The 23374-nt window shown below is 61.3% G+C and carries 23 protein-coding genes; 19 read left to right on the forward strand and 4 right to left on the reverse strand.

Going from position 1 to position 23374, the window contains the following annotated elements:
* Positions 1 to 81: 81 nt before the first annotated feature.
* Genes ribF through ispH form a run of 5 tightly spaced genes read left to right on the forward strand, consistent with a single transcriptional unit; the run spans position 82 to position 5816 of the window.
* Positions 82 to 1056 carry a bifunctional riboflavin kinase/FAD synthetase gene (gene ribF / locus I6L39_RS09415; RefSeq protein WP_202007359.1) on the forward strand — a complete coding sequence of 325 codons (975 nt, stop codon included), beginning with the start codon at positions 82 to 84 and terminating at the stop codon, positions 1054 to 1056.
* On the forward strand, positions 1056 to 3917 hold the full coding sequence (gene ileS, locus I6L39_RS09420) for an isoleucine--tRNA ligase (protein WP_216991630.1): 2862 nt from the start codon (positions 1056 to 1058) through the stop codon (positions 3915 to 3917). Before ribF ends, ileS begins: the two co-directional genes overlap by 1 nt.
* Positions 3917 to 4432 carry a signal peptidase II gene (lspA, locus tag I6L39_RS09425; protein ID WP_042079282.1) on the forward strand — a complete coding sequence of 172 codons (516 nt, stop codon included), beginning with the start codon at positions 3917 to 3919 and terminating at the stop codon, positions 4430 to 4432. Before ileS ends, lspA begins: the two co-directional genes overlap by 1 nt.
* Positions 4429 to 4881 (forward strand): FKBP-type peptidyl-prolyl cis-trans isomerase, encoded by a 453-nt coding sequence (gene fkpB, locus I6L39_RS09430; RefSeq protein WP_042079281.1) that lies wholly within the window; start codon positions 4429 to 4431, stop codon positions 4879 to 4881. Before lspA ends, fkpB begins: the two co-directional genes overlap by 4 nt.
* Positions 4881 to 5816, forward strand: coding sequence for a 4-hydroxy-3-methylbut-2-enyl diphosphate reductase (ispH, locus tag I6L39_RS09435; RefSeq protein WP_216991631.1), 936 nt, complete (start codon positions 4881 to 4883; stop codon positions 5814 to 5816). The genes fkpB and ispH overlap by 1 nt, the downstream gene beginning before the upstream one ends.
* Before the next feature lie 51 nt (positions 5817 to 5867).
* Here ispH and I6L39_RS09440 read toward each other — a convergent pair whose 3' ends face one another.
* Positions 5868 to 6254: a type IV pilin protein gene (locus I6L39_RS09440; RefSeq protein WP_216991632.1), complete on the reverse strand. Its 387-nt coding sequence runs from the start codon at positions 6252 to 6254 to the stop codon at positions 5868 to 5870.
* Positions 6255 to 6341: 87 nt separating this feature from the next.
* On the opposite strand from I6L39_RS09440, the gene I6L39_RS09445 reads away from it, so the two are divergent.
* The 8 genes from I6L39_RS09445 (at position 6342) to luxS (ending at position 14010) form a co-directional block, all read left to right on the forward strand.
* On the forward strand, positions 6342 to 6872 hold the full coding sequence (locus I6L39_RS09445; RefSeq protein WP_216991633.1) for a GspH/FimT family protein: 531 nt from the start codon (positions 6342 to 6344) through the stop codon (positions 6870 to 6872).
* Positions 6866 to 7531 carry a PilW family protein gene (locus tag I6L39_RS09450; RefSeq protein ID WP_216991634.1) on the forward strand — a complete coding sequence of 222 codons (666 nt, stop codon included), beginning with the start codon at positions 6866 to 6868 and terminating at the stop codon, positions 7529 to 7531. Before I6L39_RS09445 ends, I6L39_RS09450 begins: the two co-directional genes overlap by 7 nt.
* A 1-nt stretch (position 7532) precedes the next feature.
* Positions 7533 to 8663 (forward strand): PilX N-terminal domain-containing pilus assembly protein, encoded by a 1131-nt coding sequence (locus tag I6L39_RS09455; RefSeq protein ID WP_216991635.1) that lies wholly within the window; start codon positions 7533 to 7535, stop codon positions 8661 to 8663.
* Between the two features lie 11 nt (positions 8664 to 8674).
* A complete protein-coding gene (locus I6L39_RS09460) occupies positions 8675 to 10771 on the forward strand; it encodes a prepilin-type N-terminal cleavage/methylation domain-containing protein (RefSeq protein ID WP_216991636.1) in 2097 nt (698 codons plus the stop codon).
* A gap of 86 nt (positions 10772 to 10857) precedes the next feature.
* Entirely contained in the window at positions 10858 to 12480 is a 1623-nt protein-coding gene (locus tag I6L39_RS09465) for an NAD+ synthase (protein WP_216991637.1), read from the forward strand.
* A 9-nt stretch (positions 12481 to 12489) separates the two neighbouring features.
* A complete protein-coding gene (gene glnB, locus I6L39_RS09470; RefSeq protein WP_005308848.1) occupies positions 12490 to 12828 on the forward strand; it encodes a nitrogen regulatory protein P-II in 339 nt (112 codons plus the stop codon).
* Positions 12829 to 12889: 61 nt separating this feature from the next.
* Positions 12890 to 13483 carry a hypothetical protein gene (locus I6L39_RS09475; RefSeq protein ID WP_167335726.1) on the forward strand — a complete coding sequence of 198 codons (594 nt, stop codon included), beginning with the start codon at positions 12890 to 12892 and terminating at the stop codon, positions 13481 to 13483.
* Positions 13484 to 13500: 17 nt separating this feature from the next.
* Positions 13501 to 14010: an S-ribosylhomocysteine lyase gene (gene luxS / locus I6L39_RS09480; protein WP_042079274.1), complete on the forward strand. Its 510-nt coding sequence runs from the start codon at positions 13501 to 13503 to the stop codon at positions 14008 to 14010.
* A gap of 57 nt (positions 14011 to 14067) precedes the next feature.
* Here the strand turns inward: luxS and I6L39_RS09485 are convergent, their stop codons facing one another.
* A complete protein-coding gene (locus I6L39_RS09485) occupies positions 14068 to 15090 on the reverse strand; it encodes a GGDEF domain-containing protein (protein ID WP_042079273.1) in 1023 nt (340 codons plus the stop codon).
* A 133-nt stretch (positions 15091 to 15223) separates the two neighbouring features.
* Between I6L39_RS09485 and rnr the strand changes: the two genes are divergently transcribed.
* The 5 genes from rnr to I6L39_RS09510 all read left to right on the forward strand — a co-directional run bounded on the left by rnr (position 15224) and on the right by I6L39_RS09510 (position 20527).
* Positions 15224 to 17617 carry a ribonuclease R gene (gene rnr, locus I6L39_RS09490; RefSeq protein ID WP_042079272.1) on the forward strand — a complete coding sequence of 798 codons (2394 nt, stop codon included), beginning with the start codon at positions 15224 to 15226 and terminating at the stop codon, positions 17615 to 17617.
* Complete coding sequence (gene rlmB / locus I6L39_RS09495) at positions 17614 to 18363, forward strand: 23S rRNA (guanosine(2251)-2'-O)-methyltransferase RlmB (RefSeq protein ID WP_042079271.1); 750 nt, start codon at positions 17614 to 17616, stop codon at positions 18361 to 18363. The genes rnr and rlmB overlap by 4 nt, the downstream gene beginning before the upstream one ends.
* A 7-nt stretch (positions 18364 to 18370) precedes the next feature.
* Positions 18371 to 18940, forward strand: coding sequence for a Crp/Fnr family transcriptional regulator (locus I6L39_RS09500; protein ID WP_216991638.1), 570 nt, complete (start codon positions 18371 to 18373; stop codon positions 18938 to 18940).
* 193 nt (positions 18941 to 19133) lie between these two features.
* Positions 19134 to 19589: a GNAT family N-acetyltransferase gene (locus I6L39_RS09505; RefSeq protein WP_216991639.1), complete on the forward strand. Its 456-nt coding sequence runs from the start codon at positions 19134 to 19136 to the stop codon at positions 19587 to 19589.
* Positions 19590 to 19690: 101 nt separating this feature from the next.
* Positions 19691 to 20527: a DMT family transporter gene (locus I6L39_RS09510; protein ID WP_216991640.1), complete on the forward strand. Its 837-nt coding sequence runs from the start codon at positions 19691 to 19693 to the stop codon at positions 20525 to 20527.
* A 35-nt stretch (positions 20528 to 20562) separates the two neighbouring features.
* Here the strand turns inward: I6L39_RS09510 and I6L39_RS09515 are convergent, their stop codons facing one another.
* Both I6L39_RS09515 and I6L39_RS09520 read right to left on the reverse strand, forming a co-directional pair.
* Positions 20563 to 21411 carry a hypothetical protein gene (locus tag I6L39_RS09515; protein ID WP_216991641.1) on the reverse strand — a complete coding sequence of 283 codons (849 nt, stop codon included), beginning with the start codon at positions 21409 to 21411 and terminating at the stop codon, positions 20563 to 20565.
* 113 nt (positions 21412 to 21524) lie between these two features.
* Positions 21525 to 22748: an Nramp family divalent metal transporter gene (locus I6L39_RS09520; RefSeq protein ID WP_216991642.1), complete on the reverse strand. Its 1224-nt coding sequence runs from the start codon at positions 22746 to 22748 to the stop codon at positions 21525 to 21527.
* 236 nt (positions 22749 to 22984) lie between these two features.
* On the opposite strand from I6L39_RS09520, the gene rpsF reads away from it, so the two are divergent.
* On the forward strand, positions 22985 to 23371 hold the full coding sequence (rpsF, locus tag I6L39_RS09525; protein ID WP_005331771.1) for a 30S ribosomal protein S6: 387 nt from the start codon (positions 22985 to 22987) through the stop codon (positions 23369 to 23371).
* The last annotated feature ends 3 nt before the right edge of the window (positions 23372 to 23374 follow it).

Consider the following 23374-nt stretch of genomic DNA (forward strand, 5'->3'; position numbering starts at 1 on the left):
CGGGTCAACGGCAGGGCTGACCCTGATTGCTGCCTGATATATAATCCGCCGATTTCCATGGCAGCAACGCACAAGGCACTGATGGAGCTCATTCGCGGCATTCACAATATCAAGCCCCGTCACCGGGGCTGTGTATTGACCATAGGCAACTTCGATGGGGTTCATCAGGGACACCATGCGGTGTTGGCCCGCTTGCAGGAGAAGGCCGCGCAGCTCGGCCTGCCGGCCTGCGTCATGCTGTTCGAGCCCCAGCCGCTGGAGTTGTTTGCCGGTGCCGCCGCGCCCGCCCGCCTCAGCCGCTGGCGGGAGAAGTACGAAGCGCTCAAGACCATGCAGATCGACCGCATGCTCTGCGTGCGCTTCACCCACCGTTTCGCCGAGCAGGCTGCCAGCACCTTCATCGAGCAGCTGCTGGTGGAGAAGCTCGGGGTGCATTACCTGGTGGTGGGCGACGATTTTCGCTTCGGTAAGGGGCGGGAAGGGGACTTCCATCTGCTGGAAGAGGCGGGGCGACGCTTCGGGTTCGAGGTGATCAGCACCCAGAGCTTCCAGCTGTCCCGTCAGCGGGTCAGCAGCACCTTAGTGCGCGAGGCCCTCAGGGCCGGGCGCATGGCGGAGGTGGAGCTGATGCTCGGTCGCCCCTATGCCATCAGCGGTCGGGTGGCCCACGGCGACAAGCTGGGGCGCACCATAGGTTTTCCCACCGCCAATCTGGCCCTCAAACGCCAGGTTGTCCCGGTCGGTGGCGTGTTTGCGGTGGAAGTGATATGTTCCGGCAAGACCTTCCCCGGTGTCGCCAATGTGGGTGTACGGCCGACCTTGAGCGGTACACAAGCCAGATTGGAAGTACATCTATTTGATTTTTCTGGTGATCTATATGGTCAGCAGGTCAAGGTGCTGCTTCGCCACAAGCTGCGCGAAGAGCAGAAGTTTGACTCTTTCTCCGCCTTGAAAGAGCAGATCGAACGAGATGCCCTGGCGGCCCGAGCCTGGTTCGGGCTGCCACAATTTCATTTACCCAGCACTCTTTTAGAAAAGAAGGGAACCCAGGACTGATGAGCGACTATAAACACACCCTGAATCTGCCGGAAACCGAGTTTCCGATGCGTGGCGATCTGGCCAAGCGCGAACCCAACATGCTGAAACGTTGGTACGATCAGGATCTTTACGGCGCCATTCGCCGCGCCAAAGCGGGCAAGCCTTCTTTCATTCTGCACGATGGCCCCCCCTATGCGAACGGCAGCATTCACATCGGTCACTCGGTCAACAAGATCCTCAAAGATATCATCATCAAGTCCAAGGGCCTCTCCGGCTTTGATTCCCCCTATGTGCCGGGCTGGGATTGCCACGGTCTGCCCATCGAGCTGAAAGTGGAAGGCATGGTCGGCAAGCCGGGGGAGAAGGTTTCCGCCGCCGAGTTCCGCGCCGAGTGCCGCAAATACGCCAAGACCCAGATCGAAGCGCAGAAGACCGACTTCATCCGTCTGGGCGTGCTGGGTGACTGGGAACACCCCTACCTGACCATGGATTTCGGCACTGAAGCCAACATCATCCGCTCCATGGCGAAGATCGTGGCCAACGGCCACCTGCACAAGGGCTCAAAGCCGGTGCACTGGTGTACCGACTGCGGCTCCGCGCTTGCTGAGGCCGAAGTGGAGTACTACGACAAGAACTCCCCCTCCATCGACGTGCGCTTCAAGGCCGTCGACGAGGCTGCCGTCGCCGCCAAGTTTGACTGCGCCGAAGGCCACACCGGCAAGGGCGTGATCTCTGCCGTGATCTGGACCACCACCCCCTGGACCCTGCCGGCCAACCGCGCCATCGCCATGCACGCCGATCTGGACTACGCCCTGGTGCAGGTGGAGGGCGAGCATCCCGAGCGCCTGATCCTGGCCGCCGAGCTGGTCAAGGACGTGATGGACAGGGCCGGCATCGAGAAGTTCCACAACCTGGGCTACGCCAAGGGCGCGGCGCTCGAGCTGCTGCGCTTCAATCACCCCTTCTACCACTTCGATGTGCCCGTGGTGCTGGGTGACCATGTCACCCTGGACGCCGGTACCGGCGCGGTGCACACCGCCCCTGGCCACGGTCAGGAAGACTTCGTGGTCGGTCAAAAGTACGGCCTGGAAGTGGCCAACCCGGTTGGCAGCAACGGCGTCTATCTGCCGGATACCGAGCTGTTTGCCGGCCAGCACGTGTTTAAGGCCAACGCCTCCGTGGTCGAGGTGCTGACCGAGCGCGGCGCCCTGCTTCACCACAAGGTGTTCAACCACTCCTACCCGCACTGCTGGCGCCACAAGACCCCGATCATCTTCCGTGCCACCCCGCAGTGGTTCATCAGCATGGAGCAGAAGGGTCTGCGCAAGCGTGCCCTCGAAGAGATCGAGCGCATCGAGAAAGAGGGCATTGCCCAGCACGGCCAGAGCGGCTGGGTGCCGGCCTGGGGCAAGAACCGCATTCAGGCCATGGTCGAGAATCGTCCCGACTGGTGCATCTCCCGTCAGCGTACCTGGGGCGTGCCCATCTCCCTGTTCGTTCACAAGGATACCCAGGAGCTGCACCCGGATTCCGTCCGCCTGATGGAAGAGGTGGCCAAGCGGGTCGAGCAGTCCGGCATCCAGGCCTGGTGGGATCTGGACAAGGCCGAACTGCTGGGAGCCGACGCCGACAACTACGAGAAGGTGCCCGACACCCTGGACGTCTGGTTCGACTCCGGCTCCACCCATGCCTCCGTGGTCGATGCCCGTCCCGAATTCAACGGCAAGCCAGCCGACATGTATCTGGAAGGTTCCGACCAGCACCGTGGCTGGTTCATGTCGTCGCTCATGATCGGCGTGGCCATGAAAGACAAGGCCCCCTACAACCAGGTGCTGACTCACGGTTTCACCGTGGATGGTCAGGGTCGCAAAATGTCCAAGTCCATCGGCAACGTGGTCAGCCCGCAGGACGTGATGAACAAGCTGGGTGCCGACATCCTGCGTCTGTGGGTCGCCAGCACCGACTACACCGGCGAGATGACCGTCTCCGACGAGATCCTCAAGCGCTCGGCCGACGCCTATCGTCGCATCCGCAACACCGCCCGCTTCCTGCTGGCCAACCTGAACGGCTTCAATCCGGCGACCGACATGGTGGCGCCTGCCGACATGGTGGTGGTGGATCGCTGGGCCGTGGGCCGTGCCAAGGCGGTACAGGCCGAGATCGTGGCCGCGTTCGACGAGTACAACTTCCACGGCGTGACCCAGAAGCTGATGCAGTTCTGCTCCATCGAGATGGGTTCCTTCTATCTGGACGTCATCAAGGACCGTCAGTACACCGCCAAGGCTGACAGCCTGGCCCGTCGCTCCTGCCAGACCGCCCTCTATCATATCGCCGAGGCCATGGTGCGCTGGATGGCGCCCATCATGAGCTTCACCGCCGACGAGATCTGGGCGCTGCTGCCAGGTGAGCGTGGCGAATTCGTCTTCACCGAGGAGTGGTACGACGGCCTGTTCGGGCTGGAAGCGGGCGAAGTGCTGAACGACGAGTTCTGGGCCGAGATCCTCGCCGTGCGCGGTGAAGTGAACAAGGCGCTGGAAGTGGCTCGTGGGGAGAAGCGCATCGGTGGCTCCCTGCAGGCCGAGCTGACCCTGTTCGCCAAGCCGGAACTGGCTGCCCGCCTGAACGCCCTGGCCGATGAGCTGCGCTTCGTGCTGCTCACCTCCAAGGCCAGGGTGGTCAGCGCAGATGCCGCCCCGGCAGACGCCGTGGCGACCGAGCGCGACGACCTGTGGCTCTGCGTGGCGCAGTCTGCCGCCGCCAAGTGCGACCGCTGCTGGCACCATGTGGAAGACGTGGGTACCATCGCGGGTCACGAAGAGATCTGTGGCCGCTGCGTCACCAACGTCGAGGGTGACGGCGAAACGCGTCAATTTGCCTGATGAACATGACTCAGAACGAGATGAACAACAAAACCGGCCTGCGTTGGCTGTGGCTGGCGGTGCTGGCCTTCGTACTGGACCAGGCGAGCAAGCTCGCCGTGGTCAAGCTGCTGCCGTTTGGCTATCCGGGGGTGGAGATCACCCCCTTCTTCAACCTGGTCCACGTCTACAACAAGGGGGCGGCCTTCAGCTTCCTGGCCGATCAGGGGGGCTGGCAGCGCTGGTTCTTCGCCCTGCTGGCGTTTGCCATCTGCGGTCTGTTGATCCATTGGTTGCGCAAGCAGTCGGTGACCCAGCGCTGGAGCGGTATCGCCTACAGCCTGATCATCGGCGGGGCGCTCGGCAACGTGTTTGACCGGCTGGTGCTGGGCCATGTGGTCGACTTCCTCGACTTCTACTGGCAGCGTGCCCATTGGCCGGCGTTCAACCTGGCGGACAGCTTCATCTTCATCGGTGCCGCCATGATCGTGCTGGACGGCTTCCGTGGCGAGAAAAAACAGGACGCGACCTCATGAGCCAGTCGATTGCTGCGGACAGCAGCGTGCTGTTCCACTTCTCTATCAAACTGGAAGACGGCTCGGTGGCCGACAGCACGGCGCTGCACGGCAAGCCGGCCCGTCTGCGGATGGGAGACGGCAGTCTGACGCCGAGCTTCGAGCAATGCCTGCTGGGGCTGCGAGCAGGGGAGAGCAAGAGCTTCACCCTGGTGCCGGAAGAGGCCTTCGGCCTCTCCAACCCCGACAACATCTACCATCTCGACCGCGCCAAGTTCGGTGCCGATGTAGAGCCCAAGGTAGGTACCATCATACTGTTCGACCAGCCCAACGGCAGCGAGCTGCCCGGGATCATCCGGGCGGTGGAAGGGATGTCGGTCACGGTCGATTTCAACCACCCCCTGGCCGGTCACACCGTCACCTTCGAGGTGGAGATCCTGGGGGTTGATGACGAGGAGAAGGTTCACTGATGGATATTCTGCTGGCTAACCCCCGTGGCTTCTGCGCCGGTGTCGACCGGGCCATCAGCATCGTCGAGAGCGCGCTGGAGAAGTTCGGAGCCCCCATCTATGTCCGCCACGAGGTGGTGCACAACCGCTACGTGGTGAACAAGCTCAAGGAGGCGGGCGCCGTCTTCGTCGAGGAGCTGGACGAGGTGCCGGACGACAGCATCGTCATCTTCTCCGCCCACGGCGTGGCCAAGACGGTGCGCGAGATGGCCAAGTCCCGCGCCCTCAAGGTGTTCGATGCGACCTGTCCGCTGGTGACCAAGGTGCACATGGAGGTCCATCGCGCCAGTCGCAAGGGCTCCGAGGCCGTGCTCATCGGCCATGCCGGCCACCCCGAGGTGATCGGCACCATGGGCCAGTACGAAAATCCCGAGGGGGGCATATATCTGGTGGAGACGCCGGAGGATGTGGCGAAACTCCGGGTGAAGAATCCGGACGATCTCTGCTTCGTCACCCAGACCACCCTCAGCGTGGATGAGACTTCTGACGTCATCGATGCGCTGCGCCAGCACTTCCCGAAGATCCAGGGGCCGCGCAAGGACGACATCTGCTACGCCACCCAGAACCGTCAGGACGCGGTGCGGGAGATGGCCGGGCTGGTGGATGCCATGCTGGTGGTGGGGTCGCGCAACTCCTCCAACTCCAATCGCCTGCGGGAGCTGGCCGAGAAGGTGGGGGCTCGTGCCTACCTCATCGATGATGCCTCCATGATTGAGCCGGGTTGGCTGGATGGTGTGGAGCGCATCGGTGTGACCGCCGGCGCCTCCGCCCCCGACATTCTGGTGCAGAACGTCATCGCCCGCCTGCGCGAGCTGGGGGGCAATATAGTGACCGAGCACCCCGGTCGCGAGGAGAACGTGGTGTTCGAGGTTCCCGCCGAACTGCGGATCCTGTAATAACGACGATGCCGACTAATGTCGGCATCGTGCTTTTTGTCCCCGCATTACCTACTTCCAGCACTCTGCTGGTGTCTTCTCATCGGTCTTGTCGATATACATATTGGCGCAACCAGTGTCGCCGCTCTGGGCTCCTTTGGCCTGCGCTATCAGTTTGTAGGTTACAGTGTTAGTTGATGCCGAAACAACGTCAAAACTGTAGTAGGCGCTGGAGGGACTGCCAAGGTCCGCAGGGTTGGTACTGTAGGCTGCGCTGGTGATGCGGTATTCTTCCTGCTTTAGCTGCATAGTCAGCAGTCCCTTGATGGCCTCGGCTCTACGCGATTTGCGCAAAGCATCCATAAAGCTGGGGTAGGCCACGGCGGCGATGATGGCCACGATGGCGACCACGACCATCAGTTCAATCAGCGTAATTCCTCTTGCGAAGCGTAGTGGCATCGGCATGGTTCCATTAGTGAGTTGAGACTATCATAGGATAGTACTCGCCGGCCCGAGAACGGGCTATAGACAGGAGTCTGGGCAAACATGGAAATGCGGATCAGGCCGGTGTCCGGCTTTACCCTGATAGAGCTGATACTAGCCTTGGCACTGGTGGCGATTCTGGTTGCCGTCGCGCTCCCCAGTTATCGTTCGCTGCGCCAGGAGCAGATAGTCAGGGCCGCCACCCAGGCGCTTTATACCGACATGATGCTGCTCAAGTCCGAGGCCATAAAACGCGGCGGCCCCTTGACGCTCAAACTCTTCAACGCCGGTCAGTCGAACTGGTGTTATCGAATCGCGATAGACGCTACCTGCAGCAGTTGTGCCGACCATTGCTCCAGTATCGAGGGCCGCAAAGGCGCCGATGCAAACGAGTTTGGCGGCGTGGTGATCGATGCGTCGAACCAATACAAGAGTGGCTCCACTGCCAGCATCACCTTCACGCCACGCCGGGGCACTTTCTTCGGGGGGCAACTTACCCTATCCAATGGTTCCAGCACTGCTTACAAGGTTGTCATCGCGAGCTATGGTCGGATAAAGACTAGCCCCTGTACCAATGGGATTTCATCATGTTGAAAACCAGTCATGTCAAGGGGTTCAGTCTAGTGGAGCTGATGGTGGCGATGGTGGCGGGTCTGCTGCTAGTGGCTGCGGTGACGACGCTGTTTGCGACGATTCTCAGGGCAAATAGCACGGCTATGAAGGTGAGCCGACTCAATCAGGAGGTTCAGGCGATCACCGACATGATTGCCCGAGATATTGAGCGGGCCGGCTATGATGCCAGCGCTGCTACCGCTACTCGAATGACTTCTGGTGCTGCACCTTCCCCTTTCTATTTTGATGTCAGTACCGATCTGCTAGATGAGACTGCGACTGGCTCTAAGCTCTATCGTTGTATCAGGATTAGTTATGATGATGATGCTGACGGTGTTCTCGATAATCCGAGCCCCTCACCTTCAACATCATCGCAAAATGAGTCACGAGTCTACAGCTACAGCAGCGCTCAAAAGGGAGTCAAACTAGACACTGGGGGCTCGGCCGCTTGCGATAGTAGTGTCCTTCTATCTACTGATGACGCAATAGAAATTACTGCGCTTACCTATAGCCTGCTCTCCAGCAGTCAGGTAAGCGGTGCCAGGGCAATTCAACTCAACATTTCGGGCCGCTACAAGGACAATACTGAGCTGACCTTGAACTTGCAGCGTGATATCAAGTTGCGCAATGACGGATACTGATATGAGAATCCAGTCCGGTTTTACTACCTTCACTGTCACGCTGATCCTGTTACTGATCCTGCTGGCGGTCACTCTGCTGGTGGGCAAGTTGTTGGTAGCGGATCGCCGCATCACATTGAATGAAACGCTCTATCGTCAAGTGATGGCATTGGCAGAGCAGGGGCTCTCCTATGGTTTTGGCCGACTATCTGCTGAAGGGGCGTCTTGCCCCTCTTCTATCCCTGCCTGGTCAGGCAACTCGTTTTCTCCATCAGGTGCGGGTGGGAGTTATACCCTGACGGTTGAATGCATAACTCCCTTTCCCGTGGTGGCTGGGAGTACCACGCCCATTGCTCCTATCCTGGTTCGTTCAGTGGCTAGCCTGAGCAACAGCCAGGCGCAGGCGGCAGTTGAGGCTCGGTATGTACAGAGCAATGTGTTGGCTGGGACACCTGCGGCACCACTGACTGTTGCTGGGGGCATGGCGGTGAGCGGCAACTTTACGGTAGTTGCCAATCCCAATGGGGGGGGGCTCGGAGTGCCACTCTCCATCTGGACCGATGAGTATGTCGATCTTACCAACGGCTCGGGGCAGACCTGCCACCAAGGGGATTACGCTGGTGGTTGCAGTGCCAACATCAGCCAGCCGGGCAATAAACAGTCGGATATCAAGGATAGCGATCCCGATTTTCCCGACGACTTGGTGTGGTATTTGTTCAATGAGAATGACGATGCCGCTGGCTGGGCCAACATAGAATCAAGAGCCAACCAGATAGTCAATAATTGTGATGGTCTGGGGCCGACGACGACAGGGCTTGTCATTGTCAATGGCGATTGCAATCCCGGCTCCAATATTGGTACTCAATCTGCCCCGGTGGTACTAATCATCAAGGATGGCAACTTGAGTATCAATGGCAATCGCCAGCTTTACGGGCTGGTATTCGCTTATGCTTCCAATCCCACAACGACGAACAAAGATATTGATCTCAGAGGTGGAGCCATCGTTCATGGAGCCTTGGCAGCCAACTTCAAGCTGGGCAAGGCGAATGGTACCTATGATGCCAAGTATGATGCGGCCGCGCTGAGCAATATCAAGACGGGAGCTGCCTTCCAGACTCTTAAACAGGTGCCGGGTAGCTGGCGCGACTGGTAGAGGACAAGTAAATGAAATGGCAAAAAGGATTTGGCCTGTTTGAGATCCTAGTGACACTAGTTGTGCTGGGAGTGGGCGTCGTCGGCCTGGTGGTCCTCTCGAAGTCGGCCCTGACGGCTTCCCAGGATGGGAAGCGTTATGAAGTGGCCATGCGGCTCGCGGAGTCCAAGATTGAGGAGTTTCGTAATTTCAACAGTCTGGTGACGGCGACAGCCCCACTCACTGCCTATGCAGCCATCACAAGCGGTAATGCTACCAAAAGTCAGTCTGGCGACAGTTACACGCTGGTTTGGACTGTGACCAACCAATACTGGAACGGGAGCACCTCTGCATGGCAGAACACGGCCCCTGCGGGATATCTGCTGAACTACCCCGGGCGAAAGCAGATCAATACGACCGTGAGTTGGACCAACAGCGAAGGGGCGACGCTGTCGGTTGCTCTCATTGGGTATGCCTCACCTACGGAATCATTGACCGCAGGGCAGTTGAAAGGGGGCTTGGATACCGCCCGGACAGGACCGAAGATAAGTTATAATCCAGGCGTAGCGCCAGATGTTATCTCCATCGATCTCGGCAATGGCAGCAGACAGGAGACCAGCAAGCCTTCTCCCACCGTGGTGGCCAAAAATAATACCGTCGGCAAGGAAGTGCAATTTGAAACGGTGACGTATCAGCCGGCAAATCAAGGCAATACGCAGCAAATTCAGCAGGATATAAGCTCCGTGAGTTGTACCTGCACTTATGGTTCCACTTTGAATGCCTATCTGCCAGGTCAGGCCTACAGTACTGCCACCAACCAGCTGTATTGGAAAGTCGGGGCCTTGCAGAGCAAGCAGACCGGGACGGTCGGGAATAACCAGCCAGCACTGTGTACAAGCTGCTGCAAGGATCACTTTGATGGGTCGGGGAGCACTTTTACCAATTACTATGCGCCGCTCAACACCAGTCGACAGCGTTACGATGGTTCGCTGACCGCGGTAACTGGTGGTGACTATGTCGATGCTTGTCGTTTCGTGCGGATCGATGGCTATTATCGGCCCTTGCCTGACTGGAATCTGGTCAAGGTTGTCGTCGTGACCTCTGACTTTTTGGCCAAGGCCGCCAATCAGGTCAGTTACCAGAATTACATACAATATGTGGTTAAAACCTATATCGATTGGCAGAAGCAGACCCTGAGCTGGACATCAAACCAGACGGCGACGCCTCCCGCTATCACTGAGTTTGCCGACTGGCTGGCCACGCCCAGTAACGTCGCGGCCGGAGGGGATGCGACGACGGCCATCACCTTGAATACGGGGACTCGGCAGCTGATCGCTCGCGGCATCTATGTCGATATCCTGGATCCCGTTTATCTGGCTGGGATTGATACTAGTGTGACTGGTTATCTGGCCAAGGTACCATTTCAGGACATCAATCTGACCATGCTGGCGGAGTGGTCCATGACACCACTCAGCGGCCAGTTGACGGGGGGGGTTACCGACTATGCCACAGTGACCAACGAACCGGTTGATACAATCGTCGATCTCAATAACTACTACTTTGGTAGCTATAGCCGTGGTTATTTGACAGCCAAAAAAACGACCCAGGACAGTAGTCTAGTGCTGCAGAGCGTGAAGGTGAAGGCCACTGTTTATCAGGGGAACTCTGGGGTCACAGCTACGCTGATTTCACCTTGGGATCAGAGCTTGGCGCTCAGTACGGAGTTGTCGCTCAAAGTCGATAGCACCGTGGTATCGCAGCCCATGTTAACCGTTACAGGCAGGGTGCAATGCTTGGAGCAAACCAGCAACAAAAATCCAGCTCCAATTGCTTGTAATAAAGACTATTTCAAAAACTTGAATATTTACCCCTCCTCCTCTTGCCGTATTGATGAGCCTGCAAGTACTAACCAAGTTGGTATATATGTTTGTTCGGCGGAGCAGAATAGCACTTTGGTGGTGAGCTTTTCGCATCCAGGGAGTGGCAATATCAACTTCCTTGTGAGGCCAAACACATTAAGCATCCCGATGATTCCGCCTGCCGATGGCTCTCAGGTCATCAGCGGCCCCTGCACCTTGCTGGTCGATAACGGCGTCACCAATGCCGCCAACCTGACCTGCTCTCCCTGAGGCTTGTTGAGGGAGCCAAGGCGCTGGCACAGCCAGCGCCTTTTCTTTATCATTCCCCATCATTTTCGAATTCAAGATGCATCGCCATGGCAAAAGCCCTCTCTCTGATGCTTGCCCAGTTGAATCTGACGGTAGGCGCCATCGAAGATAACTGTGACAAGGTGTTGGCGGCCGCCGCCGAGGCTGACCAACAAGGTGCCGACCTGTTGGTCTGCTCCGAGCTGGCCCTGACCGGCTATCCGCCGGAGGATCTGCTGCTGCGCGCCGACCTGATGATCCGGGTAGAGGCGGCCCTGGCCCGCATCGCTGCATGGCAGGGGGCTTGCGCCATTCTGGTGGGCCACCCCTGGCGCGAAGGGGAGGCGCTCTACAATGCCGCCTCTCTCTATGCGCAGGGCAAGCTGGTGGCGCGCTACTTCAAGCAGGATCTGCCCAACTACGGGGTGTTCGACGAGAAGCGTTATTTCACGGCGGCGAGCGAGACCTGCGTGGTGTCGTTCCGTGGTCATCGACTGGGGCTGCTCATCTGCGAGGACTTGTGGCAACCCGGCCCGGCGCTGGCCGCCAAGGCGGCGGGAGCCGATGTGCTGATCACCATCAACGCCTCTCCCTACGATCAGGAGAAACCCTGGATCCGCCGCGAGCTGATGACCGAGCGCTGCGATCAGACCGGGTTGCCGCTGGTCTACCTCAACCAGGTGTGCGGCCAGGACGAGCTGATTTTCGACGGCTGTTCCAAGGTGTTCAACAGCCGGGGCGAACTGACCCACAAGCTGGCCCCGTTTGCCGAAGAGATGGCGCTGGTGCGCTTTGCCGATGGTCAGCCGGTGAAGGAGCGTGAGCCGGTCGCGCCGCTCGAGCCGCTGGCCGAGACCTATCAGGCGCTGGTGCTGGCGGTGCGCGACTATGTCACCAAGAACGGTTTCCTGGGGGCTGTGCTGGGGCTCTCCGGCGGCATCGACTCGGCGTTGACCCTGGCCATTGCAGCCGATGCCATCGGGGCGGACAAGGTGCAGGCGGTGATGATGCCGTTCCGCTACACCGCGCAGATGAGCGTGGAAGACGCTAAGGAGCAGGCCGAGCGCATGGGGGTGGAGTTCAACATCATCTCCATCGAGCCCATGTTCGAAGGCTTTATGGCTCAGCTGGCGCCGCTGTTTGAAGGCACTGCCCGCGACACCACCGAAGAGAACCTGCAGGCGCGCTGCCGCGGGGTGCTGTTGATGGCGCTCTCCAACAAGCGCCGCCGCATCGTGCTGACCACGGGCAACAAGAGCGAGATGGCGGTGGGTTATGCGACTCTCTATGGCGACATGGCCGGCGGTTTCGACGTGCTCAAGGATGTCCCCAAGACCCTGGTCTTCAAGCTGTGCGAGTATCGCAACAGCGTGGAATACGTGATCCCGCAGCGGGTCATCGATCGTCCCCCGTCGGCCGAATTGGCGCCGGACCAGGTGGATCAGGACAGCCTGCCTCCCTATGACATCCTGGATGCCATCCTCAAGCGCTACGTGGAAGAGGATGCGTCCGTGGCCGACATGGTGGCTGAGGGCTTCGAAGAGGCGGTGGTGCGCAAGGTGGTCCGTCTGGTGGATCTCAACGAATACAAACGCCGTCAGGCGGCGGTCGGCCCCCGCATCACGGCCCGCAACTTTGGTAAGGATCGCCGTTACCCCATCACGTCCGGGTTCGGCAAACAGAACTGGTAAGGAGTCACCATGAAGAAGATTGAAGCCATCATCAAACCGTTCAAGCTGGACGATGTGCGCGAGGCCCTGGCCGAGATCGGCATCAACGGCATGACTGTCTCCGAGGTCAAGGGGTTCGGCCGCCAGAAGGGCCATACCGAACTCTATCGCGGCGCCGAGTACATGGTCGATTTCCTGCCCAAGGTGAAGGTGGAGCTCGTGGTGCAGGACGAGGATCTCGACGCCTGCCTGGAGGCGATCCAGAACACCGCCCGCACCGGCAAGATCGGGGATGGCAAGATCTTCGTCTGCGAGGTGGAGCGCGTCATTCGTATCCGCACCGGTGAAGAGAACGAAGACGCAATCTGATGTGGTGGATGTATCTCGTGATGACAAACGACGCTGAGGGCCTGTCCCTCTGATGACCCGGATGCGTTTCAGGGTGGCGGCCGCTCTGTTGATGACGCTGAGCGCCTGCAGTACCCGGCCGCCCGCCCAGCCGGAAAACCTGTGCCAGATCTTTCGCGAAAAGCCGGACTGGCACAAGGCCGCGCTCAGGATGAACGAGCGGTGGGGCACGCCGGTGCACGTGGTGATGGCCATGATGTATCAGGAGTCCTCCTTCGTGCACGATGCCCAGCCGCCGATGCAGTACTTCCTCTTCATCCCGACCGGGCGGGCGAGCTCCGCCTACGGCTATGCCCAGGTGAAGGACGAAACCTGGGACGATTACCAGCGGGAAACCGGCAATGGCTGGAGTGATCGCGACGACTTTGCCGACGCCATCGATTTCATGGGCTGGTACACTCACAAGGCCCAGCGGCTCAACGGCACTTCCAAGTGGGATGCCTATGGCCAGTATCTCAATTATCACGAAGGCTGGGGTGGCTACCGGCGTGGCAGCTACCGCAGCAAGGGGTGGCTGATGAAGGTCTCCCGCAAGGTGGAGGCCCGCGCCCAGCGCTACGGTGCCCAATACAGACAATGCAAGGATCGGCTTCCCAGCGGGGGCTGGTTCTCCTAACCAATCAGGAGTCAGAAATGCCGTTATTGGACAGTTTTACCGTCGACCACACCCGCATGGCAGCCCCTGCAGTGCGGGTGGCCAAGACCATGCAGACCCCGAACAAGGACACCATCACGGTGTTTGACCTGCGTTTCTGCGTGCCGAACCAGGAGATCCTCTCCGAGCGTGGCATCCATACCCTCGAGCATCTGTTTGCGGGTTTCATGCGAGATCACCTCAACGGCAACGGGGTGGAGATCATCGACATCTCTCCCATGGGATGCCGGACCGGCTTCTACATGAGCCTGATCGGCGCGCCGGATGAGGCCCGTGTCGGTGCCGCCTGGCAGGCCGCCATGAGCGACGTGCTGGCCGTGCAGGAGCAGGGCAAGATCCCCGAGCTCAACGAATATCAGTGCGGCACCTACAGCATGCACTCCCTGGAAGAGGCGCACGCCATCGCCCGCCAGGTGCTGGAGCGCGGCATCGGCGTCAACCGCAACGACGAGCTGGCCCTGCCGGAAGAGAAGCTGAAAAGCCTCTAAGTCGAGATGGAAAAAGGAAGGCCGGTCATTGACCGGCCTTCTTGCGTTCTGGTGTCCTCAGGAGGGCAGGGGCATCACCCGGTTGCGCCCCAGCTCCTTGGCCTTGTAGAGCAGCTTGTCGGTTCGCTCTATCAGGGCATCCGCCGTCTCCTGGCCATTGTATTCCCCCACCCCGAACGAGGCGGTGATGTGATCGATGCGCCGGCCGGACTTGCGATCCAGAATCGACATCCGCTCGATGACGCGGCGCAGGCTCTCCGCCATCTGCCGGGTCAGTGCCAGGGCGCGGCTCGGCACCAGCAGGGCAAACTCCTCGCCTCCCAGGCGATAGGCCGTGATGCCCTCCTTGCTGGCCTCCCGCAGCCGCTTGCCGACGATGCGCAGCACCTGGTCGCCGAGCAGGTGGCCATATTCGTCGTTGAAGTTCTTGAAGCGATCGATATCGGTCATGATCAGCGAGAAGGGTTGCTTGCTGCGGATCAGGCTCTCCATCTCCAGGTCGAAGGCGCGGCGGTTGAGCAGGGAGGTCAGGGGGTCCTCGGTCGCCATCTTGCGGGTCTCGCTCAACGCCTGCTTCAGCTCCTTGATCTCCTTCTCGGCGCTGCTGAGCTGGTTGCGAAAGTGCAGGGTGGACATGCGCACTTCCCTGGATTCGCGCACCAGTTCCCGCAGGATCCCCATGGTGTCCTCCAGGCTCAGCCCCTCGTCATCGATGAGGCTCAGCTTGTCGAAGCTCTTGTCGAGCATGGCCTGGAACTGGCCAGTATCCATCAGGGCGTCCTGCATGGAGTTGCCGAGCTCGTTGGCCATGGCCGCCAGATTGAGTTTCATCGCCTCGAGCTGCTGCTCGTCCTGGCTGGCGAGGTGTTGATGATAGAGGCGCTCGCAGGTGGTGAGGGAGAAGGTGCCCTGCAGTTTTATCGCCTGATCGACGGCCTGATTCAGCTCCGGCATGCCTCCGGAGACGTAGCTGTACCAGAGGTGGTAATTGTTCGGTGTGGTGGGGATTTGATACTTGATCATCAGGGGGACCGCCTGTTTCAAATAGGCGGCCGATTGGGCGAACGAGTCCTTGCTCATGAGTTCCGAGTCTCACATACCTGCAAACTGTGGCCAGTATGACAGAGAGATTGGCCAAAAGGCAGTCGATGGATGCCATTAGCTCCCCCCTTCGATATAATGTCTGCGTTACTACCTACCCTAAGGCCTGCTTATGTCTCAAAAAGATCCTTTCCTCCAACGCGAGGCCGAAAAATACGAAAACCCCATTGCCAGCCGCGAGATGCTGCTGGAGCTCATCAAGGGCCATGAAAAACCCATGTCCCGTGAAGAGCTGGCCAAGGTCCTCAAGCTGACCGAAGAAGAGCCGTTGGAAGCCCTTCGCCGCCGCCTGCGCGCCATGGAGCGCGATGGACAGCTGGTATTCACGCGCAACCAATGTTACGCCCTGCCGGATCGCCTGAATCTGGTCAAAGGCTATGTGCTTGGCCACAAGGATGGATTCGGTTTTCTGCGCCCCGAAGGTGGTGGACCGGATCTGTTCCTGAACAACCGCGAGATGCAGCGCCTGATGCACGGCGACTATGCCCTGGTGCAGCCCACCGAGATCGACCGCAAGGGGCGCCAGGAGGCGCGCCTGGTGCGCCTGCTCAAGGCCCGCGAGGCGGACATCGTCGGCCGCTACTTCGTCGAGAACGGCGTCGGTTTCGTGGTGCCCGATGACAGCCGCATCGGCCAGGACATCATCATCCCGGAAGGGGAGAACAAGGGCGCTCGCCAGAGCCAGGTGGTGGTCGTGCGCATCAACCAGCGTGCCACCGCCCGCTTCAACGCGGTCGGCACCGTGTTGGAAGTGCTGGGCGAGAACATGGCGCCGGGCATGGAGATCGAGATCGCCCTGCGTACCCACGGCATCCCGCACACCTGGCCGGAGGAGGTGACCAAGGAGGTCGCCGGCCTGGGCGAACAGGTGCCGGAGAAGGCCAAAGAGGGGCGCATCGACCTGCGTGCCCTGCCGCTGGTCACCATCGACGGGGAAGACGCCCGCGACTTCGATGACGCCGTCTTCTGTGAAGCCAAGCGCGGCGGCGGTTGGCGCCTCTGGGTCGCCATCGCGGACGTCTCCGCCTATGTGAAACCGGGCACGGCCCTCGACACCGAAGCCTACCAGCGCGGCAACTCCGTCTATTTCCCCGAGTTCGTGGTGCCCATGCTGCCTGAGGTGCTCTCCAACGGCCTCTGCTCGCTCAACCCCCAGGTCGACCGCCTCTGCATGGTGTGCGAGATGACCATCTCGGCCGCCGGCCGCATGTCCGGCTACAAGTTCTACGAAGCCGTGATGAACTCCCACGCTCGCCTGACCTACACCAAGGTGGCCGCCATTCTTGACGGGGATCCCAAGCTGCGTCAGCAGTATGACCCCCTGGTGGGCCATATCGAGGAGCTCAACAACCTCTACAAGGCGCTCAAGCATGCCCGCCATCAGCGTGGCGCGGTGGAGTTCGAGAGCGAGGAGACCCGCTTCATCTTCAACGCCCAGCGCAAGATCGACCGCATCGTGCCGCTGGTGCGCAACGACGCCCACAAGATCATCGAAGAGTGCATGATCCAGGCGAACGTGGCTGCCGCCCGCTACATCGAGAAGAACGAAGCCTCAGCCTTGTTCCGGGTGCACGACCGTCCAGGTGAGGAGCGGTTGACCGGCTTCCGCGACTTCCTGGCCGAGCTGGGTCTGGAGCTCAAGGGCGGGCTCGAGCCCGAGCCGAAGGACTTCGCCGAGCTCGCCGCCAAGTTCGAAGGGCGCCCGGATGCGGAGCTGCTCTCCACCATGCTGCTGCGCTCCATGCGTCAGGCCATCTATCAGGCCGACAACATAGGTCACTTCGGGCTGGCGCTGAAGTCCTATGCCCACTTCACCTCGCCGATCCGTCGCTACCCCGATCTCATCCTGCATCGCGCCATCAAGTACCAGACGGCCAAGGAGCAGCAGGGCAACCTGCGCCACAAGTGGACCCCGAGCGGTGGCTACCACTATCAGCTCGACGAAGTGGATCCCATGGGCGAACACTGCTCCATGACCGAGCGCCGGGCCGACGACGCCACCCGCGACGTGGCCGACTGGCTCAAGTGCGAGTACATGCTGGATCACGTGGGTGACGAGTTCGACGGCGTCATCGCCAGCGTCACCGGCTTCGGCTTCTTCGTGCGCCTGGCCGAGATCCACATCGACGGTCTGGTGCACGTCAGCACCCTCACCAACGACTACTACCAATTCGACCCGCTGCACCAGCAACTGATCGGCGAGAACTTCCGCCGTCGCTACCGCCTGGGTGACAAGGTGAGGGTCAAGGTGATGGGGGTGAACCTGGACGATCGCAAGATCGACTTCGTGATGGTGGAAGAGCCCCTCCAGATCTCCGGCAAAAACGCCAAGCAGGCGGTGCGCAAGATGGCCGAGATCAAGAAGGAGAAGGCCAAGAGCGCCGAGCGCCACGAAAAACGCAAAGAGGACAAGGACCACGGCAAATCCGCCAAGGGCGGCCGTGCCAAGTCCAGCAACAGAAGACCGAGCAAGAAGGCTCGCGACAAGGCCAAGAGCACTAAATGAGTACTGAACTGATCTACGGCATTCACGCTGTCTCCGCGCTGCTGGAGCGCACCCCGGAGCGTTTCATCGAGGTGTGGGCCCTCAAGGGCCGCGAGGACGAGCGGCTGCAACCCCTGCTGGCGGAGCTGGAGTCCCTCGGCATCAGGGTGCAGAGCGTGAACCGCAAGACCCTTGACGACAAGGCGGAAGGCAACAATCACCAGGGCATCATGGCCAAGGTGATCGAAGCGCCCAAGCTGGCCGAGCACGACCTGGCCAGCCTGCTGGACGGCCTGGCCGAGCAGAAGGCCGAGCCTTTCCTGCTGGTGCTGGACGGGGTGACGGATCCGCACAACCTCGGGGCCTGCCTGCGCAGCGCCGATGCGGCCGGGGTGCACGGGGTGATAGTGCCGCGGGACAAGGCCACAGGTCTCACGTCCGTGGTGCGCAAGGTCGCCTGCGGCGCCGCCGAAGTAGTGCCGCTCATCCAGGTCACCAACCTGGCCCGCACCCTGCGCGAGCTGCAGGAGCGCGGGGTCTGGATCGTCGGGACTGCCGGTGAGGCGGATCACGACCTCTATCAGGCGAAACTCACCGGCCCCCTGGCGCTGGTGATGGGGGCCGAGGGCAAGGGCATGCGCCGGCTGACCCGCGAGCACTGCGACGAGCTGGTGAGCATCCCCATGGCGGGGGCGGTCTCCAGCCTCAACGTCTCGGTGGCGAGCGGTGTCTGCCTGTTCGAAGCCGTGCGCCAGCGCCGCGGCTGACAAGGCGATGACCGACAGACCCCCCTTTGTCTGGGAACGGGTCGCAGATGAGCAGGAGGCCGAGCGCCTCCTCTCTTTTGCCCGGCCGTTGACCCTCGCTCCCAAATCTTGTCTCTGGCATGCCGGCGACAGTCCGGCACTGCTGGTCAGGGTGGAGAAGGGGTTGCTGCGGGCCAAGGTGGTGCTGGCGGATGGCCGCGAGTACATCAAGGAGTTCTACTGGGAGGGGGACGAGTTTCTCGACTTCCACCACCTGCTCAGTGGTGAGCCCGCCCGCTACAGCGTGGAGGCGCTGGAGCCTTGCCGACTGCAGCTTTTCCCGCTGGTGGATCTGTGCCGTCTCCCTTGCTGGCCCGCCTGGTATCACCACCTCCTTGAAGTGCAGCTGCGTATCAAGGAGGAGAAAGAGTTGTTGCTGCTGACCGAGAGTCCCGAGGCCCGCTATCAGCACTTTTTGCGCAGTTTTCCCGCGCTGGAGGCCAGGGTGCCCGATCACCAGATCGCCGCCTACCTCGGCATCACCCCTATCAGCTTGAGCCGCATCCGCAGGCGATTGAAGGCGCGTGACCAGGGGTAATCCCTGCTCGAAGTGGCGCGTGCAGGCTGGCAGATGCAGAGCGTGATGCCGGCGCCAGGCTCTAGGTTCCGTGCACTCCTGCGCGCCAGCCTGAGCCGTATCTGCAGGCCGCTCAAGCCTCTCTTAACCAAGGTTAATGCCGGCGCCGGTTCGAGAGTCTATGCTGGCGGACCGGATCCATGAGGAGTGATCGATGAACTGGAGTCTCAAGCCCTGGTGTGAACTCACCACGGACGAATTGTATGAGCTGCTCGCCCTGCGCGCCGAGGTGTTCGTGGTGGAGCAGACCTGCCCCTTCCAGGATCTGGACGGGCTGGATCGCCGGGACGGCGTACTGCACCTGCTCGGTTATGAGGAGGAGCAGCTGGCGGCCTATGCCCGTATCATGGCCCCCGGCATAGGCGACGAGCAGGGCGCCGCCATCGGCCGGGTGGTCACTTCACCTCGGTCGCGAGGGGGCGGGCTGGGCCACAGGTTGCTCGATGAGGCGGTGACCGCCTGCACGGTCCGCTGGCCGGCGCACAGCATCTGGCTCGGCGCACAAGCTCACCTGCAGGGTTTCTACGGCCAGCACGGCTTCGTGGCCGAAGGGGAAGGGTATCTTGAGGATGACATTCCCCACATGGGCATGCGCAGACAGCCTGCCTGATCAGCCACATGGCCGGGGAAGCGGGCGGCCATGAGCGGGCTCTCGCACCACAGTGACGCAAACGGGTATGATGGCGCTTCCTTGCTGATCGGAATCCCGTCGTGACACTCTCCATCTTCGCCGCCATTCTGCTGGCCGCCCTGCTTCACGCCCTGTGGAATGCGCTGGCCAAGCGTCAGGCCGCGGGGCGGATCAGCGTGCTGCTGGTCTCGCTCTGCTCCGGGTTGTTCTGCCTGCCCTTCCTGCCCCTGGTAGGGCTGCCCGCATCGGCCGAATATCCCTGGCTGGCGTTCTCCATTCTGCTGCACAGCGGATATTGTCTCTTCCTGGGCCGTGCCTATCGGCTGGGGGAGTTTGGCCAGGTCTATCCGCTGGCCCGGGGCTGTGCTCCCCTGATGACCCTGTTGTTCGGTGCCCTGCTGCTCGGCGAGGTGCCAGGGGGGGTGGCAGTGATCGGGGCTCTGGTGCTGGTGGGCGGAGTGCTGTTGATGGCGTGGCGCGGCGGTATCCGGTTGGCACCTTCCGCCCTGCAGGTGGTGCTCATCACGGCGCTGTTTACCGCCGCCTATACCCTGTCTGACGGCATGGGGGCCCGCTCGGCTGGGGAGCCGGTGCGCTACACTCTCTGGCTCTTTACCCTGACCGCGCTGGTGATGCCGCTGCTGATGAGATGGCAGAGCCGCACCGCCTTGCGCACCCTGACCCGGGCCGACTGGTACTCGGGGGCGTTGGGCGGCGCCCTCTCGCTGTTGGCGTACGGTATCGTCATCTGGGCCATGACCCGAGCCCCCATCGGACTGGTGGCGGCGCTGCGCGAGAGCAGCGTGTTGTTTGCGGTGCTGCTCTCCTGGGGCTGGTTGGGGGAGCGGTTGGGGCGGATCCGGCTGGTGGCGGCCTTGGTGATCCTCTGCGGCATACTGTTGATCCGGCTTGGCTGAAGGCAAGGCGGCAGCAGAGCGCAGGGCTCGGTGGGTCAGGGGCTGACCCGGGTGGTGAGGATGAACCCCTCCTCCCAGGGGGCCAGTTGCACCCGCACCCGGCCCAGTTCGGCCAGGCTGGCGGCATGGGTGCCGCCACAGGGGATGGTGACCTCCCGGCCGTCCAGGGTGCAGTGCCAGTAACGGGAGTCGATGATGGCCTCGCCGGCCCGGCTGCGGCGGATCTCGCCCCCTGCGGCCAGCCAGTCGGCCAGCTGCCGGTTGATCCGCTCTTCTACCTGCGCCAGTTCCGCCAGCAGGGCCTCGGCGTTCACTCCCTTCTTGCGCAGACTCTTGCCGATGCGGTACTGCTCCCGCGAACCACGGGGCTCGACCCGGGAGCGCTGGATGGCGAGGCGATCGAAGTCGGGCTGATCCAGGGCATCCCGCTCGCCGACCTCCTTGCGCCAGTAAGGCATCAACGTCCGGTTCAGGGCCAGGGCCACCAGATGGCAGGCGCTGTGACCCAGGCTCAGGGCGTGGCGCGCCTCGGCGTCCACCCTGAGCTCCACCGGCGTGCCCGCGGCCAGGTCGAACGCACCGGCGAGAGGATGCACCACCACGAAGGCCCAACCCTCGGCGCCTCGCTTGACCGGGATGGCCTGATCCACGAACAGCGCCCCCTCCGGGCTGATGACCCCCATGGCGCAGGGCCCGACGACCGCCTCGCCGCCCTCCCAGCGTACCCAGCCCACATCACCGGGCTGATCGGGCCAGAGGTGACTCTGGGGATGGAAGGGGGTGAGATCTGTGACCAGCAGGGTGGGGTCTCCCCGCTCGCAATAGAGGACGCTGGCCGCTTCCTGATGTTGGCCCAGCACGAAGCTGACCCGGGTATGTTCCATGGCAGGGCTCCTGCAACGAGAAAAGGAGAAGGAAAAGCGGCAGCATACGCGAAAGTGCGAAGAGGCTCATCAACCTGGGTTAATGAGCCTCTCTGTTTTGTTGCGGCAGCTCGCTAGATCAAGGCGACCAGCAGGTAGGCGTTGAGGCCGATCACCAGGGCGACGATGAGGCGGCCGGCGGCCTGGGTCACGGGGTGGTTGCGATGCGCCCCCATCAGGGCGCGATCTCCGGTCAGCATCAGCAGGGGAATGAGCGCGAGCGCGATGCCGAAGCTCAGGACCACCTGGCTCAGCACCAGGATCTCCGTGGTGTTGAGGCCCATGGCGATCACCACGAAGGCGGGGGCCATGGTGATGACCCGGCGTAGCCAGAGCGGAATGGTGAAGCGCACGAAGCCCTGCATCACCACTTGCCCGGCGAGGGTGCCCACCACGGTGGAGGAGATGCCGGAGGCGACCAGGGAGAGGCCGAACAGGGTGGCGGCCCCTTGGCCGAGCAAGGGGGTCAGGGTCTGGTAGGCCGACTCCAGCTCGGCCACCTGTGAGTTGCCGGTGCCGTGGAAGGCGGCCGCGGCCATGGCCATCATGGCCAGGTTGACGAAACCGGCGATGGTCATGGCGATGGCCACATCCACCCGGGTGCCGTGCAGCCGCTGGGACACTGTGCCCTGATCCTGGGTGTGCTGGGTCAGGGCCGAGTGCAGATAGATGACGTGAGGCATCACGGTCGCCCCCAGCACGCCGGCAGCCAGGTAGACAGCATCGCCGTTGGGCAGACCGGGGAAGAGGGCACCCTCCAGCAGGCTCGGCAGGTGAGGGCGGGAGAACACCAGCTCGACGAGGTAGGCCGCCGCCACGAACAGCAGCAGGCCGCCCACCGCTAATTCCAGTGGCTTCTGGCCGCGGGATTGCAGCATGAGGATGCCCCAGGTGAGCACGGCAGTGATGCAGGCGCCTTCCAGCAGGGTGACCCCCAGCAGCAGCTTGAAGCCCACCGCCGCGCCGATAAATTCGGCGAGATCCGTGGCCATGGCGATGACCTCCGCCTGTACCCAGTAGGCACAGACCGCCGGCTTGGGCAGCTTGTCCCGGATATGTTCCGCCAGATTCTTGCCGGTGACGATGCCGAGCTTGGCGGACAGGGTCTGTACCAGCATGGCCATCAGGTTGGCCCAGACCACCACCCACAGCAGCTGGTAGCCGAAGGTGGAGCCCGCCTGGATATTGGTGGCGAAGTTGCCCGGATCTATGTAGCCGATGGCGGCGATGAAGGCGGGGCCGAGCAGGCTCAGCTTGAATTTGCGGGCCGGGATGGCCGTGGTCAGCGCGGGTTGCATGTCGTCATCCTCCATGGGGATATGACGAGAGCATAGATCTAAATGATAATTGTTATCAATTGTTGTTTTGTATCAAGCCCATCGACAAAAACATCTGCTGACGCCGGTTGCAGTGGCAGGGGGGATTTCGTACAATACGCCGCCCTAGAAAGCAGCGTCAAAACACCACTATGTTCCTTGCCTCCGAGGTCTGGCTGCACCTGGGCAGAGGCTGAATTAATCCGTAAGGAGCTAAAATGCGTCATTACGAAATCGTCTTCATGGTTCATCCGGACCAGAGCGAGCAAGTACCTGGCATGATCGAGCGTTACACCGGCGCTATCACCACCGCTGGTGGCACCATCCATCGCCTGGAAGATTGGGGCCGTCGTCAGCTGGCTTACCCGATCGACAAGCTGCACAAGGCTCACTACGTTCTGATGAACGTTGAAGCCGAGCAGGCCGTTATCGATGAGCTGGAAACCAACTTCCGCTTCAACGATGCCGTTATCCGCAACATGATCATGCGCACCAAGCACGCCGTGACTGAAGTTTCTCCGATGGCCAAGGCCAAGGAAGAGCGCTTCACCCGTCGTGACGACGAGCGCCGCGAAGATGCTGTTGAAGCGTCTTCCGAAGAGTAATTC

Source organism: Aeromonas sp. FDAARGOS 1409 (assembly GCF_019048705.1).
Lineage (GTDB): Bacteria > Pseudomonadota > Gammaproteobacteria > Enterobacterales > Aeromonadaceae > Aeromonas > Aeromonas sanarellii.

Bases quoted from the DNA above. Each gene is read 5' to 3' on its own strand.
- luxS (WP_042079274.1), top strand. From the start codon at position 13,501: ATGCCGTTATTGGACAGTTTTACCGTCGACCACACCCGCATGGCAGCC.
- I6L39_RS09465 (WP_216991637.1), top strand. From the start codon at position 10,858: ATGGCAAAAGCCCTCTCTCTGATGCTTGCCCAGTTGAATCTGACGGTA.
- glnB (WP_005308848.1), top strand. From the start codon at position 12,490: ATGAAGAAGATTGAAGCCATCATCAAACCGTTCAAGCTGGACGATGTG.
- I6L39_RS09450 (WP_216991634.1), top strand. From the start codon at position 6,866: ATGTTGAAAACCAGTCATGTCAAGGGGTTCAGTCTAGTGGAGCTGATG.
- rlmB (WP_042079271.1), top strand. From the start codon at position 17,614: ATGAGTACTGAACTGATCTACGGCATTCACGCTGTCTCCGCGCTGCTG.
- I6L39_RS09445 (WP_216991633.1), top strand. From the start codon at position 6,342: ATGGAAATGCGGATCAGGCCGGTGTCCGGCTTTACCCTGATAGAGCTG.
- I6L39_RS09485 (WP_042079273.1), bottom strand. From the start codon at position 15,090: ATGAGCAAGGACTCGTTCGCCCAATCGGCCGCCTATTTGAAACAGGCG.
- I6L39_RS09475 (WP_167335726.1), top strand. From the start codon at position 12,890: ATGCGTTTCAGGGTGGCGGCCGCTCTGTTGATGACGCTGAGCGCCTGC.
- ileS (WP_216991630.1), top strand. From the start codon at position 1,056: ATGAGCGACTATAAACACACCCTGAATCTGCCGGAAACCGAGTTTCCG.
- I6L39_RS09460 (WP_216991636.1), top strand. From the start codon at position 8,675: ATGAAATGGCAAAAAGGATTTGGCCTGTTTGAGATCCTAGTGACACTA.
- ribF (WP_202007359.1), top strand. From the start codon at position 82: ATGGAGCTCATTCGCGGCATTCACAATATCAAGCCCCGTCACCGGGGC.
- I6L39_RS09505 (WP_216991639.1), top strand. From the start codon at position 19,134: ATGAACTGGAGTCTCAAGCCCTGGTGTGAACTCACCACGGACGAATTG.
- I6L39_RS09515 (WP_216991641.1), bottom strand. From the start codon at position 21,411: ATGGAACATACCCGGGTCAGCTTCGTGCTGGGCCAACATCAGGAAGCG.
- ispH (WP_216991631.1), top strand. From the start codon at position 4,881: ATGGATATTCTGCTGGCTAACCCCCGTGGCTTCTGCGCCGGTGTCGAC.
- lspA (WP_042079282.1), top strand. From the start codon at position 3,917: ATGAACATGACTCAGAACGAGATGAACAACAAAACCGGCCTGCGTTGG.
- I6L39_RS09440 (WP_216991632.1), bottom strand. From the start codon at position 6,254: ATGCCACTACGCTTCGCAAGAGGAATTACGCTGATTGAACTGATGGTC.
- rnr (WP_042079272.1), top strand. From the start codon at position 15,224: ATGTCTCAAAAAGATCCTTTCCTCCAACGCGAGGCCGAAAAATACGAA.
- I6L39_RS09500 (WP_216991638.1), top strand. From the start codon at position 18,371: ATGACCGACAGACCCCCCTTTGTCTGGGAACGGGTCGCAGATGAGCAG.
- rpsF (WP_005331771.1), top strand. From the start codon at position 22,985: ATGCGTCATTACGAAATCGTCTTCATGGTTCATCCGGACCAGAGCGAG.
- fkpB (WP_042079281.1), top strand. From the start codon at position 4,429: ATGAGCCAGTCGATTGCTGCGGACAGCAGCGTGCTGTTCCACTTCTCT.
- I6L39_RS09455 (WP_216991635.1), top strand. From the start codon at position 7,533: ATGAGAATCCAGTCCGGTTTTACTACCTTCACTGTCACGCTGATCCTG.
- I6L39_RS09520 (WP_216991642.1), bottom strand. From the start codon at position 22,748: ATGCAACCCGCGCTGACCACGGCCATCCCGGCCCGCAAATTCAAGCTG.